The sequence below is a fragment of the Pedobacter sp. AC163 genome, assembly GCF_979258665.1.
This window is the reverse complement of the sequence record NZ_OZ409872.1, coordinates 1,928,683-1,942,433: the sequence shown is the minus strand read 5'-3', so window position 1 is coordinate 1,942,433 and position 13,751 is coordinate 1,928,683. Positions and strand designations below refer to the sequence as shown.

Genomic DNA, 13,751 nt, shown 5'->3' with positions numbered 1-13,751 from the left:
ACAATGAAAAAATACTTCATACTATCAGTTTTAAGTTTAGGGCTTGGCTTCGCTGCTACTGCCCAAACCGCTATAGGTAAACAGACAGCAGATGGCTCTTCCGTTTTAGATTTTGCGGCAGGTACCACCAAAGGGATTATTTTGCCTGCTGTAGAAACCTTACCAGCCACGCCTGCCAATGGTACTTTTGTATTTGATAAGGTGGAGAAAATAGTGAAAATGTACCAAAATGGAGGCTGGATAAATCTTTCGGGCGTAGGGGATATTGCCGGAACCGTGCCTATAGCACCATATAGTGGTACGGTAGATAATGGCAAACAAACCATAATGGGTGCAAGAGAAACAGCAGTGGATGGAGTTTTGGTGCTTGAATCTGCTGATAAAGCCCTCGTGTTGCCCAAAATTGCTAATCCGCACTTAAATGTAAAAAGCCCTTACCCGGGCATGATGTGCTATGATACCAACAGGAAAGCACTTGCCGTATTTGATGGCAAGTTTTGGAATTACTGGAAGTAGAAACGAGAGCGTTAACTAGTGCATTTGGTTTAACGATAAAATTTTGATTCATGAAAAAAGATATATATAAATTGCTTTTAACGGTTGCCTGCTTGCTGGCCATTTTGCCAGCATTCGCTCAAACGGGTACAGGAAGTATGACAGTTGATAATTCATCTGTTACCATTTCTGCCGGAACAACTGAACAGCGTTTTAGTGAAGGCACTTTCTTCGGTCCAAATGCCAATTGGCAAATAGATGGAGTGCTGGAGATTTACAGCAAAAATGTATGGATTGCTCCGGGTGCTACCTTTAGCGGTAACGGAAAAATTGTGGTGTATAATCCAGGCACCAACCCTTTTTATTCGGGTATGGCGGCTGGTCCTACACAAATTGATGGAAACAATGGTGTTTTTATCAATATGTTAATTGAGCATCGCAATAATGGCAACATGATGCTGGCCGATGTAACCGACCCTGGTTTTGGTACAACAAACCCTGCGGGATTAAATTCTGCGTCATTAAACATCGCGGGTACGATAGATATGGCGGTTGATCAGGCTGATATTATCCTGAATGGACACAATCTGGTTTTTGGAACTACCGGTAAAATCATCAACTACTCTAAAGATAGAATGGTAGTGACCAGCAACAGCATTGCGGGGCACATGGTGAAAGATTATGCAGGAAGTGATGGTTTTGTTTTTCCAATCGGTATTGATGAGGGAGATTATACCCCTGCAACTTTAACACCAGCAACAGCGGGTCGTATTTTTGCCAGTGTACAAGATTACATGATGGCCAATAAGCCAGTGCTTAAAGAACGCTTAGGGATGGATAGGGTGTGGAATATTTACAGTGCCACACCGGTTACCGCCAACATGATTTTGCAACATAATGCCAATACCAATGGCAGCTTGTTTAAAGATGCGAATGCTGCGATTTCCCGCTACGTAAGTGGCAACAAATGGGATATGTTAAAAGGTACAAACCCGGCAACAGGCATCCATACCCGCAACAATATCGCCTTATCCAATGATGTAAATGCGAATGGCGCTTATTATACAAAACTATCCGTTTCCGGACAGGATTTGTTTATCCCAACCTTGTTTACGCCTAATGGAGATGCAAATAACGATATGTTCGAAATCAGAGGGCTTGAGCTGTTTGCCGAAAACTCTTTGGTTATTGTAAACCGTTGGGGTAATGAAGTGTACAGATCCAACAACTATCAAAATAATTGGAGTGGAGAGGGGCTGAATGAAGGTACCTATTATTATCTGCTAAAAGTGCGTGAAACTGCCGGAGGTGAATGGTTTACCTTTACGGGATGGACTACTTTAATCAGGGCATTTAAAAATTAATAGCGGCAAAATTCAGTCGCTAATTGAATTGATTACTTATGATCTGATGGCAGATCGAAATACAAAAAAATGAAAAGAATACTACAGATCTTAAGTGTGTTGCTACTGTGTTCTACTTTGGCTAAGGCCCAACAGGATGCACAGTTCAGTCAGTATATGTTTAATGGAATCTATATTAACCCGGCTTATGCAGGTTATAAAGAGCAGCTTAATGTACATGCGTTTTACCGCACCCAATGGACAGGGATTCAAGGGGCGCCCAAAACCATGTCGATAGCTGTTGATGCCATAGCCAACGATGGTAATGTAGGTTTAGCGCTTCAGGTGTCGAGTGATAAACTTGGTGCACAACGCAACCAATCTGTATATGGTAATTACGCATATCGCATCCGCTTAAATGCTGATGGAACTTCACGGTTAGCGTTTGGTTTAGGTGTGGGCGCTGTTCAATTGGGTATTGATGGTGCGATGTTGAACCCTAACGACCCGGAAATATATCAGCCTGTAGGCTTGCAAAGTACCATTTTGCCTGATGCAAGGGCAGGAGTTTACTTTGCTAACGATCGTTTTTATGCTGGTTTTAGTGCCGATAACTTGGTTTCTCAATACATTGATATTGATCGTTATGCTTTCATTGCACAACCAAAACCGCATTATTATTTAACCGCCGGAACATTAATTCCATTATCGAAAGATATTTTACTGAAGCCTTCGTTCCTTTTGAAAGATGATAGGGGTGGTCCAACCAGTTTGGATTTGAACGCTTTCCTTATTTTGGCAGAACGTTTCTGGATTGGCGGATCGTACCGGACAGGCGTAAAATTATACAATAAAAGTTACCTGCAAAAAGACTTGAGTCAGCTCAATTCTGCCGTAGGAGCCATACAGGTTTTTCCAACAGAAAACTTGCGTATAGGTTATGCTTACGATTATTCTATCGGGCCATTGCAGGGTTACAGCAGTGGTACACACGAAATTTCCATCAGTTATTTCTTTAACAGGAAAAATGTGCGTATGCTTACACCAAGATTCTTTTAGTGGGAACAATATTACATGACGATTAATACTCTTGAATTAAACAAACAATGAAGAAATTATACTACATCATTACGCTAGCATCCATATTGATCTTGGTAGAAAAACCAGCTTTTGCCCAATATGTGTTGAAGGAGGCCGATGCTCAATACCAATTGTTTAATTATAAAAAAGCAATTGATCTTTATGAGCAGGCTTATAAAAAGAAACAGACACTGTATACCGCCGAACGGTTGGGAGAATGTTATGCCCTGGTAAATGATTATAAACAAACGGAAAGCTGGTATGCTATTGCTGCAGGAATGCCCGACACGAAGGCGGAAAATATTTTAGCTTACGCAAAAGCGTTACAGCAAAACTCTAAGTATGCAGAGGCAAAGTCGCAATACAAAAAATACGCAGAGATTAATAAAAGCTTAACGCCTAAAGAGCAAAGCTTGTGGCTTTCGAGCTGCGATTCGGCGATGGTCTGGATGAAAAACCCAACGGCGACTACCATTAAAAATGAAGCCAGAATGAATACCCCGCAATCTGATTGGGGTGCTACACCATACAATAACACCATTACCTTTGCTTCCGATCGTGGAAATGTTTCGGAAGACAAACAGAGCGGAGCACGTCCTTTCTTAAAATTCGATGGCGCAAAGCGTCCGGATCGTACCATTTATGGTTGGACAGGTAACCATTACCTAAGGCTCTATATGGTTGATGGAAAACAGGATAGCGTGAACATGTTTCCTCTTGATGCGAACACCAATTATCATGTTGGCCCGGCAAGTTTTACCAAGGATGGAAATGAAATGTTTTTTACCTTAACCAGAATACCTAAAAAACCCGTTTTTGTTAAAGGCAAACTGGCAACTGTTAATGTAGAAATTTATTCGAGCAAAAAAGATGCAGCAGGTAAATGGGCTGTTCCAACACCATTTAAGTATAACAAAGTTGACGAATACTCTTTAGGTGATCCTTTTGTTACGGGTGACGGCAATAGCTTATATTTTGCATCTAACATGACTGGTGGATTGGGTGGTACCGATATTTATGTAAGTCAGCGTACCGATGCCGGCGATTGGGGAACTCCTGTAAATCTTAAAGAAATTAATACAGAAGGTAATGAACGTACACCAGTTTTTGATGCGGAGAACAACTTTTATTTTAGTACGGATGGAAGAGTGGGTATGGGTGGACTTGATATTTTCAGAACTAAGCTATCCTCAGGGAAAGTAGCAGAGCCCAAAAATTTAGGTTATCCTACAAATTCACCTCAGGATGATTTTGCTTATCTTAAAACATCGGCTTTAAGTGGTTTTTTGAGTTCGAACAGAACGGAGGGTTTAGGAAGCGACGATATTTACAGTTTCACGGAGCAGCAAGTAATTGCCTTCAGGTTAACAGGAAGAGTTTTTGATAAAACAACTAATCAACCGCTTTCAAATTCAATTGTAACCTTAACAAAAATAAACGGCCAGGCATTAAAAGTACAAACTGATGAAAGTGGTGATTTTAAATTTAATTTGGATAAATCATCTGATTATAATTTAACAGGAGATAAAACGAATTATAGAAGTGATGTGGTTTCTTTAACCACCAATAACCTCACTACCTCTACGGTAATAAACAAAGATTTATATCTCGAAAAAATTGAACTAGATAAAGCCATTAGGATTGAAAATATCTATTATGATTTCGACAAGTCGAATATCAGACCTGATGCCGCGATTGAATTAGATAAATTAGTAAAAATAATGAAAGACAATCCAACCATTTGGATTGAGTTGGGTTCACATACGGATAGCAGAGGCAATGATCAGTACAACCAATGGTTATCGCAAAGCAGAGCAAATTCTGCAGTTCAATACATTATTGATCGTGGAATTGACAAAAACAGAATCACTGCGAGAGGATATGGTGAGAGTAAATTGCTTAACAAATGTGCTAACGGTGTGAAATGTTCTGAAGCGGATCACCAGTTAAATAGAAGAACAGAATTTAAGATTACTAAACAATAACAACAACACAAATAGAACGTAAAAAAGTCATCCGGTTTGGATGACTTTTTTTGTGGAATCATAAATCAGTTTGGAAATTGTATCAGGATAGTTGGTCTAAAAATTTGTAGTACATCACCTGTATTCACATCGACGAAATCTGACCATTAGTGTTCATTTAGCTACCGGAAGCTCTACCCAGATAATGTGGTGATAATAGGAGTAACGGTTTGTCGTGTTGGCGGATGTGGTTATCTAGGTATCATAACAAAAAAAGTAGTGCCTTTATCGTTATTGTTTTCAAACCAAATCTTGCCGCCATGTGCCTCTACAATTTGTTTAGAAATAATTAGTCCAAGGCCAAAAGATTGTTCGCCCGTTGTACCGGTTCTATTTTTTCTGGTATCATCAATCTCAAAAATAGCTTCACTAAGCTCTGAGGGAATGCCGATTCCTTCATCTTTTACCGAGATGACGACATGATCTTCAGCGATGGTTGTCTGAAGTTTTATAGTCGTGTCTTTAGGACTGAATTTTATCGCATTCGTAATTAAATTACTAATGACACGCCAGATTTTTTCTCTGTTAATTTTAATGTGAACAGGATCACTTATACATTCTAGTTTCTGATCTTTTTCTACCGCTTTGTGTCTGGTAATATCTATACAATAATTCAGTAAATCTTTCAAGTCTACATTTTCTTTTTCGATATTATTAGACTGCTGTGATTTCAACTTCAGTAATTCATCAATAAACTTTAGAGAATCTTTACCTGTATTTTTAATCAGGTTCATCATGTTGTAATCCTCTTCTTTAATATCATCACCGTCCATTATTAAGCCAGCCATGCTTACGATAGCGCCTATTGGGCTCCTCAAATCATGAGCAATGAGATCCATTACTTTTCTGTTCTCCTCCTGGCTTTCTTTTAAAGCAAAAAGTGTTTGTTCCAGATCGAAGTTTTTATCATTGAGCTGGCTATTGAGTATATTTAAATGGCTATTTGTTTTTTTGGAAGCCTTCCAAATTTTGTAAAGCTGGAACAGGATAATCAGCGTGGTTAGCGATACAATTGTAGCAATGATTAAATAAAGTATGGCAACCTGGCGATCTTTCTTCAATAACTTTATTTCATATTCCTTTTGCAGATTAAAAAATTCTGCACCTAAATCTGTATTTGTAACCTCCAGTTTTTCTTTATTCGCTTGGTTGAGCAGTTTGATGTAAACAGGGGTAAGCTGCTTGGCTTTTGCAGTCTGTCCGGTTTGATTTAGATATTCGATCTGAAGCTTATTCCACTTCAGTTTTGGATAACTGACTGAGGGTTTTTGAATTTCAGCCGCTACCTCTTTCATTAAAGCTTCGGCAGGTTTTATCTCGTTTAAATTAAGATAAAGCATGGCAAGGCTCATTTTTGTCTGTTGCTGATAATATTGGTCGTTACGCGGTGGAGCATTTAATCGGATACTTTCTTTGAAATAAAACGCGGCCGTCTGTAGGTCATATTCAGTGTAGTAAATTTCTGCCAGGTTACTATAAACCACCGCCTTTGCGCATTTTATAAAATAAGGTTCATAGTTAAATGTAGCTTCATTTTTATTGATGTAGGTCAGCGCTTTCCGATAGTAAAACTTCGCACTATCAATCATCCCTGCATTTGCATAACTTAAACCAGCATTATCTAAATAAAGTTGGGTATTAACAAAACTCATAAAATCACCTTTATCCAGCACTTCATCGTTGCAGGCTTCCAGGTATAGCGTAGCGGCTTGCCTATATTTTCCACTTTTGTAGCAGGCATCTGCTAAACGAGAATTTACTCTAATTCTACTTCTCGGCACATTTTTTAATAACTGTTTTGCCTGAAAATAATTTTTATAGGCAGCTGAATAACGTTTCATTTTAACCAGAACATCACCTCTGGAGAGGTAACATTGAGCGGTTTGCTTGAGGTATTTCCCTGGTACTTTTGACAAGCCAACCCAATAAGCCATGCTGTCCGCATACAGAAGTGAAGTGCGTAAATTTGCTTCTTCGTTTTGGCTGGTGGCTAAACTTACATACATACGCTGTTTGAAGTAAGCCACCATGTACCGATCTTCATAACCAGGGTTATCCATGGTACGCAATAAGGAATCTAAATAAGGGAAAGCCTTTTCGCTATTGATTACCTCGGCCTGGGCAATAAATTTGCTTAAAAATTCATTGTGGTCTTCTGGTTCAGATTTGAAATTTTTGCAGGAAAAAATGGTTAATAGAAGTCCAGTCAAAAACAAGTTTTTGAATATAAAAAGCGGTAACCTTTTAGTTTTTGAATGCAATACGAGGGACAATTAACTTTTATAAATATAATAGTTTTATCACAACATGAATACTTTAGCCGTTATTTTTCTAAATTTTTAGATAAAGACGGGTTCTAGCGTGCAAAATTCGTTATATCATCAATTGATATTATGATTCTTTTAAATGCATCGTAACAGGTGCAATGATTGGCTTCGCCATATATTTGCGATTTTCGGAAACTTTTACAGCGATATGTTTCGAACGCTAATTGTAAAAACTTATTTTTAAATTTTTTGTAATGTTTACTAATCAATTATTGAATTCAGAAAATGAGATTAAGTGCTGGATTGCTTCTTTTCCGTAAGAATAATGACGAGCTAGAATTCTTTCTAGTTCACCCTGGTGGCCCATTTTACACCAAAAAGAATGAAGGCGTTTGGTCTGTGCCAAAAGGAGAACTTGATGGTGATGAAGAGCCATTAAAAGCTGCGGTAAGAGAATTTGAAGAGGAGACTGGAAAAATTGTAACAGGTAACTTTGTCCCATTAAGTCCTATTACACAAAAAGGAGGAAAAAAGGTGCTTTGCTGGGCAGTAGAAGGCGATTTTGATCCTTCTTCGCTAGTGAGTAATACCTTCGAGATGGAATGGCCGCCAAAATCTGGCACAATGCAGGATTTTGTTGAAGTAGATCGTGGCGATTGGTTTAATTATCAAAAGGCTTGCGTAGCCATTAAAGATCGGCAGATTCCGTTACTTGATGAATTGCGAGACCTATAAAATTAAGCGAGTAACTCAAAAGCGAATAGTTCCTTTTCAGCTCCATTAATGATTATTGCAATTTGATGCTCTCCTAAATGAAATTTTCTGGTGGTTATTAATATAAATTTTTGTTTGCGAAGAACGCTTATTTCAGCGCCTGCAAAATACATGCGTTCGGAAATTTTAAATACTTTTTTGGTGTTCTGCCCATTTTGCTTCTTATAGTAAATGGCATACTCTAACCTCACTTTCTTTTCAGTACTATTTAAATTTTTAATGGTAAAAGCGAAAGAAAGGCTTTCGCCAATTTTAACTTCAGGACTGATGAGCTGAAAATCTTGCATAATAATACCTTGATCGTCTAAGCCATAATGTTGCAAAATTTCTGGATGTCCCAGTTTTAATAGCGTTCGGCTGCCATGTTTAATAATAGCGTCTGTTTCTGGGCTTAATCCTGACCAACTTTGCGCAACCTTGATCACCACATCAGGATGATCTTTGGCAATATCATTTAAGCTATTTGCCACGCTTCTCCTCACATATTCAGATGAATCCTGTTTTAAATTGTTTAAAATCGCCAGGATCGATGTAGGATCTTTTTTTAAAAAAGGAATCGCCATGGCCCAGGGAAGTCTTGGTCGGCTACCCTCGCTGGCCAATCGCCTTACTTTAAGGCTGGAGTGTGTTGACCATTTCAGCATCTTTTCTATCATTCTGTGTTCGTATCTTAAAATAAAAGGGCGAACAGCAAATTCGCAACTTACAAATTGAGTAACAAATTCAAGTGCCTCTACCGATTCTTCAAAATAATCAATTCCGTAGGTTTCTAAATAATCGGGCAGAAACATAAAGGCCAATCCATCTTCTCCAATTCCGGCAATTCGGAATTGCTCAATTGATATTTTTAGGAGCGAAATAGTGGCGACATAGTCATCAGGCATGAATTGTTTTAATACCCGTGTAGTATGTTTCATTCGTTCTTTCAGTTCTTTAGATTCAAAATCTGAAGTGTAAATATTTTTAATAAATTGAGCTTTGTCGAAATCAGGAATCGAAACGCATAAAGCGTATCCTAATCTGTTGTAAAAGGCTGATGAGTATAAATTTTTGAGTAACATATCATTTTGGTTAAGCAAATTTAAACTTTGGATGATATGGATTATTGAAATGTTTTTAACAACCGGCATCTATTTCAACCATAAATGAAATCATTTATCGAAAATTAATTATTGAGCCATTTATTTGGCAAATTTGTTTACCACTTAAAAATAAAATGATATGAATATAGGATGGATAGGTTTGGGTAATATGGGAATTCCGATGGCCACTCAACTCATTGATGCAGCTTATCAGGTTGCAGTTTATAATCGGAGTAAAGGTAAAGAAAGTGAGTTGCAAAAAATGGGTGCAACTACTGCTGATACGCCACAAGCACTTTTAGAGAAAGCAGATATTGTAATTCTAATGGTTTCTGATGATCAGGCAATTGAACAAATTTTTGAAGGTGACAATGGTTTACTGTCTGCAGGTGCAAAAGGTAAAATCATCATCAATATGAGTACTGTTTCTCCTGGTATCTCTAAACAGATGAATCAAAAATGCAGACTAAACGGGATCGATTATTTGGATGCTCCTGTTTCGGGAAGCGTTAAGCAGGCAGAAACTGGGCAGCTTGTGATTATGGTGGGCGGCGAAGAAGAGGTTTTTGAAAGAGCCAAACCTGTACTTGAAAAATTAGGGAAGTTAACCCTGCGTGTTGGAGAAGTAGGAGCGGGCAATCAGGCCAAATTGGCTATCAATTCGTTGCTAGCTTTATATACACAAGGTTTAGCCGAAACCGTTTTGTTTGCCAATCAAAATGGAATTAGAACTGATGATCTTTTGAACCTCATTAACAACGCCGCGATTAGTAATGTTTTTACTAAAATAAAGGGCGATGCCATTCTTGCTGAAAATTATAAACCGGCATTTGCTTTGAAGCACATTGTTAAGGACTTAAGACTGGCAAAAGCTGAAGGAATCTCTTCGCCGTTGGCAAAAACTGCGTTGAAAACTTTCGAAAATGCTGAAGCTGAATATGGTGAGGAGGATTTAATTGCCGTAATTAAAGCTTTAAAGTAAGAGATTTCGGGTCAGATCAGCTGATAGTTGTTCCTAAATCATGCATTTCATGATAAATTATTCGCTTAATTTCAAGAACAATATTGCGCTCGGATGGGTATTTTATACTTGTTATCGTTTTAGGACTCCCGCCTTCGCGGGAATGACGGCAGGAGTAGTAAAGGACTCGTGGTTGCTTTAATGTCTTATAGATTTATACCAAATATCAAAGTTCGTCGTCCTACCATTGACGTTTTTAACTTTTCGTTTTGCGAAATCAATTTTTCATACCTCGCAATAATTGTTATGACTACTCCTAATTTTATGCTGCTATGTTGTGATTATTATCCTCGGTCTGTGTCCCCCACAGATCAAAACTGTAAAATGGTCTATGAGGACAGAGACCATGGTTTTTTGAAACTTTGCAATTGAGATTGCTTCGTTGGCTGAAAAGGCCGCGTCCCAGGAACGACCGTTCTTAACGCCATTCATATTGATTTTTATAAAATAAATTATCCATCAGCTCGACTGGAGATTTACACTGGTTATCGCCTTAGGATTCCCTTCTTCGCGGGAATGACGGCAAGAGTAGTAAAGGACTCCTGGTTGCGTTAATGTCTTATAGATTTACACCAAATATGAAAGTTCGTCGTCCTACCATTAACGTTTAACTTTTCCTTTTGCGAAATCGATTTTTCATACCTCGCGAAGGTTGTTATAACTACTCCTAATTTTATGCTGCTATGTTGTGATTCTTATCCTCGATCTGTGTCCCCCACAGATCGAAACTGTAAAATGGTCTGAGAGGACACAGACCATGGTTTTTTGAATTTTGCAATTGAGATTGCTTCGTTGGCTGAAAAGGCCGCCTCCCAGAAACGGTCGTTCTTAACGCTATTCATATTGATTTTTATAAAATAAATTATCCCTCAACTCGACTGGTGATTTATACTTGTTATCGCTTTAGGATTCCCGCCTTCGCGGGAATGACGGCAAGAGTAGTAAAGGATTCGTGGTTTCTTTAATGTCTTATAGATTTACACCAAATATTAAAGTTCGCCGTCCTACCATTTACTTTTTTAACTTTTCGTTTTGCGAAATCGATTTTTCATACGTCGCAATTATTGTTATGACTGCTCCTAATTTTATGCTGCTAGGTTGTGATTATTATCCTCGGTCTGTGTCCCCCACAGATCGAAACTGTAAAATGGTCTATGAGGACAGAGACCATGGTTTTTTGAAACTTTGCAATTGAGATTGCTTCGTTGGCTGAAAAGGCCGCGTCCCAGGAAAGACAGTTTAAGTTATTCATATTGCTTTTTATAAAATAAATTATCCCTCAACTCGACATAAAAATATAAAATAAGGTAATATTTGTATCGTACGAAAAATATCGTACCTTTAATTTATGAAGAATAATCAAGCTGATCAGAATTTGCCAGAACCAACCAAAGCTGAACTAGAAATTCTGCAGGTGCTTTGGGAGTTCGGTCCCTCTACCGTTCGCTTTGTAAACGAAAAACTGAACGAGAATAGGGAGGTAAACTATACGTCAACGTTGAAACAGATGCAAATTTTAACCGAAAAGGGAATTTTAAAACGTGATGAGAGCCAAATGAAGCACATTTATATCCCTGTTGAGGCCGAAGAAAAAACTAAAGTTCAACTGCTCGATCGTTTTGTAAACACTTTGTACAAAGGCTCTGCAACGCAATTAATGATGCAACTTTTAGGCAATGAAAAAACTTCGAAAGAAGAAATTGAAGATATTAGGCGGCTATTGGAGGGTATGGAATAAATATTAAAAATTCTAAAGAACCACAATTATGAATTTTAAACATTTTGATTTTTTGCCCGAAAACTGGTTAAATGCATTGGGCAACATGTTATTTCACTCTTTATGGATGGGCGTAATGCTGGCCATTATTTCAGGCGCAATTATGTTTGTCGCCCGAAAAGCAAGTGCAAAGCTTCGTTATAATTTGCTTACTGGCTGTTTATTGCTATTCATTTTCGCTATTTCCCTTACATTTTATCTGGAACTAAACCATCAAGCCGCTAATACAAATGCTAAACAAACCACTGAGGTGGCCATTCATTTAGCCAATTCGAGCCAAAGCCAGTTTATAGCTGCTATTCAGTTTGATTTATTTGCGAACCTAAATAAGGTTTTGAACATCTGGAATTCATATGCTTATCAAATTGTATTGCTTTGGTTCTTAATTATTTGTGGTAAAAGTGTGCAGTTACTTGTTGGTTTAAGCAGCATTTATCGTTTAAGAAACAACCTAACCTATGCGGCTGGCAAAATCTGGGATGAACATTTGGACTTGCTATCCCGTAAACTTGGTTTAAATCAAGAGGTAAGAATGTTGGAATCGGGAATTGTGAAAGTGCCGTTGGTGGTTGGCCATTTGAAACCACTCATTTTAATCCCTCTAGGTTTACTAAACGGGTTGAGCACCGTAGAGGTGGAGGCCATTTTGGCTCATGAACTGGCACACGTAAAGCGCAGGGATTATCTGGTGAACTTGTTACAGAGTGCTATCGAAATTGTATTCTTCTTTAATCCAGCGGTATTGTGGGTATCGCAACTTATTAAAACCGAACGCGAACATTGTTGCGATGATTTGGCCATTGCATGTGTAAACGACAGGAAAAATTATGTTAAGGCCTTAATTTTTTGTCAGGAGTTTAAGCAGCGTGCACCTGCTTATGCAATGGGCATAAATGGAAAAAACGGTAGCCTGCTACATCGGGCAAGCAGAATGTTATTTAATACCAATTCAACTTTAAATAAAATGGAAAAGACAATATTAACCATCGCATTGGTTTCCACTGTGATTTTTACTGCAGCCTTTAAAAATGTAGGCAAGGCAGCATCAATAAGTAGAACAACTATTTCTAACTCAATTCTAGCGGTGCAGGATACAGCGAAGAAAAATAAATCTGCCGAGCAGTTGGAAAAGGAAATTGAGCAGAAAATAAAAGCTGCAGAAAGGAAGGCAACAGAGAAAAATAAGCCGACCAAAAAATCATCTGGTAAGCAGGATCAGACTGATTATGAAGAGATTGCTAAACAAGCAAAACGCGATGCCAGGCAGGCGGTAATCGACGCAAAGCAGGCTGTAATTGATGCTGAGGTAGCAAAAAAAGACGCTGAGGTAGCAAAGAAAGATGCGGCTCAAGCTGTAATCGATGCCAGGGTTGCTGAAGAAGATTCTAAACAGGCGATTATTGATGCCAAACAGGCAGCAAAGGATTCTAGAAATTTTCAAAAACCAGCAAAGATGGGTAGTGTGCCGAGAGCTCCGAAGCCACCTAAAACGCCAAGGATAAATAATTCACCTGTTCCAATAGCGCCACCAGCACCGCCTTTGCCCCGATTAAATGCTGCTCCACCAGTACCCGCTACACCGCCCACTCCACCAAAAGTGAGTAGCCACTCAACCGTAAGTGAAGGGAATACTGTGAGTGTGCATGTTGAGAATGGAAAAGACAACTCAAATAAAATCATCACTCAGTTATTGAATGATGGATTAATTTCCAATACCACAAAAGTTTCATTTTCTTTGGATAAAAATAACCTGCTTGTAAATGGAGTAAAACAAAGTAAAAGTCTTCACACACAATACAAATCAAAATTTTTGGAAAGTGATAGCCATTCGTTAAGTTATCTGGTAAACGTAACAAAGACTACGAAACAATAAATCTGTTAGCTGCCG

Annotated in this window: 10 protein-coding genes; 8 read left to right on the top strand and 2 right to left on the bottom strand. The window is 38.4% G+C overall.

The window, feature by feature from the left end; genetic code table 11:
- The first annotated feature begins 3 nt into the window (after positions 1–3).
- The 4 genes from ACZZZK_RS08200 (at position 4) to ACZZZK_RS08185 (ending at position 4,903) form a co-directional block, all read left to right on the top strand.
- Positions 4–516, top strand: a complete 513-nt coding sequence (locus ACZZZK_RS08200) for a hypothetical protein (protein ID WP_463483722.1) — start codon at positions 4–6, stop codon at positions 514–516.
- A 50-nt stretch (positions 517–566) separates the two neighbouring features.
- On the top strand, positions 567–1,859 hold the full coding sequence (locus ACZZZK_RS08195) for a gliding motility-associated C-terminal domain-containing protein (RefSeq protein ID WP_463483721.1): 1,293 nt from the start codon (positions 567–569) through the stop codon (positions 1,857–1,859).
- Between the two features lie 69 nt (positions 1,860–1,928).
- Positions 1,929–2,897: a PorP/SprF family type IX secretion system membrane protein gene (locus ACZZZK_RS08190; RefSeq protein ID WP_463483720.1), complete on the top strand. Its 969-nt coding sequence runs from the start codon at positions 1,929–1,931 to the stop codon at positions 2,895–2,897.
- Positions 2,898–2,944: 47 nt separating this feature from the next.
- Complete coding sequence (locus ACZZZK_RS08185; RefSeq protein WP_463483719.1) at positions 2,945–4,903, top strand: OmpA family protein; 1,959 nt, start codon at positions 2,945–2,947, stop codon at positions 4,901–4,903.
- Positions 4,904–5,133: 230 nt separating this feature from the next.
- Here the strand turns inward: ACZZZK_RS08185 and ACZZZK_RS08180 are convergent, their stop codons facing one another.
- Complete coding sequence (locus tag ACZZZK_RS08180) at positions 5,134–7,152, bottom strand: tetratricopeptide repeat-containing sensor histidine kinase (protein ID WP_463483718.1); 2,019 nt, start codon at positions 7,150–7,152, stop codon at positions 5,134–5,136.
- 342 nt (positions 7,153–7,494) lie between these two features.
- Here ACZZZK_RS08180 and ACZZZK_RS08175 point away from each other — a divergent pair, with 342 nt between their 5' ends.
- Positions 7,495–7,944 carry an NUDIX domain-containing protein gene (locus tag ACZZZK_RS08175; RefSeq protein WP_463483717.1) on the top strand — a complete coding sequence of 150 codons (450 nt, stop codon included), beginning with the start codon at positions 7,495–7,497 and terminating at the stop codon, positions 7,942–7,944.
- A gap of 2 nt (positions 7,945–7,946) precedes the next feature.
- On the opposite strand, the gene ACZZZK_RS08170 is transcribed toward ACZZZK_RS08175, so the two are convergent.
- Positions 7,947–9,044 (bottom strand): DNA alkylation repair protein, encoded by a 1,098-nt coding sequence (locus ACZZZK_RS08170; protein ID WP_463483716.1) that lies wholly within the window; start codon positions 9,042–9,044, stop codon positions 7,947–7,949.
- A 160-nt stretch (positions 9,045–9,204) separates the two neighbouring features.
- Here ACZZZK_RS08170 and ACZZZK_RS08165 point away from each other — a divergent pair, with 160 nt between their 5' ends.
- From ACZZZK_RS08165 to ACZZZK_RS08155, 3 genes are all read left to right on the top strand, one after another.
- Positions 9,205–10,047, top strand: coding sequence for an NAD(P)-dependent oxidoreductase (locus ACZZZK_RS08165; protein WP_463483715.1), 843 nt, complete (start codon positions 9,205–9,207; stop codon positions 10,045–10,047).
- Between the two features lie 1,387 nt (positions 10,048–11,434).
- Positions 11,435–11,824, top strand: coding sequence for a BlaI/MecI/CopY family transcriptional regulator (locus ACZZZK_RS08160; RefSeq protein ID WP_463483714.1), 390 nt, complete (start codon positions 11,435–11,437; stop codon positions 11,822–11,824).
- Between the two features lie 28 nt (positions 11,825–11,852).
- Complete coding sequence (locus ACZZZK_RS08155; RefSeq protein ID WP_463483713.1) at positions 11,853–13,736, top strand: M56 family metallopeptidase; 1,884 nt, start codon at positions 11,853–11,855, stop codon at positions 13,734–13,736.
- The last annotated feature ends 15 nt before the right edge of the window (positions 13,737–13,751 follow it).

Bases quoted from the DNA above. Each gene is read 5' to 3' on its own strand.
- ACZZZK_RS08200 (WP_463483722.1), top strand. From the start codon at position 4: ATGAAAAAATACTTCATACTATCAGTTTTAAGTTTAGGGCTTGGCTTC.
- ACZZZK_RS08195 (WP_463483721.1), top strand. From the start codon at position 567: ATGAAAAAAGATATATATAAATTGCTTTTAACGGTTGCCTGCTTGCTG.
- ACZZZK_RS08190 (WP_463483720.1), top strand. From the start codon at position 1,929: ATGAAAAGAATACTACAGATCTTAAGTGTGTTGCTACTGTGTTCTACT.
- ACZZZK_RS08185 (WP_463483719.1), top strand. From the start codon at position 2,945: ATGAAGAAATTATACTACATCATTACGCTAGCATCCATATTGATCTTG.
- ACZZZK_RS08175 (WP_463483717.1), top strand. From the start codon at position 7,495: ATGAGATTAAGTGCTGGATTGCTTCTTTTCCGTAAGAATAATGACGAG.
- ACZZZK_RS08170 (WP_463483716.1), bottom strand. From the start codon at position 9,044: ATGTTACTCAAAAATTTATACTCATCAGCCTTTTACAACAGATTAGGA.
- ACZZZK_RS08165 (WP_463483715.1), top strand. From the start codon at position 9,205: ATGAATATAGGATGGATAGGTTTGGGTAATATGGGAATTCCGATGGCC.
- ACZZZK_RS08160 (WP_463483714.1), top strand. From the start codon at position 11,435: ATGAAGAATAATCAAGCTGATCAGAATTTGCCAGAACCAACCAAAGCT.
- ACZZZK_RS08155 (WP_463483713.1), top strand. From the start codon at position 11,853: ATGAATTTTAAACATTTTGATTTTTTGCCCGAAAACTGGTTAAATGCA.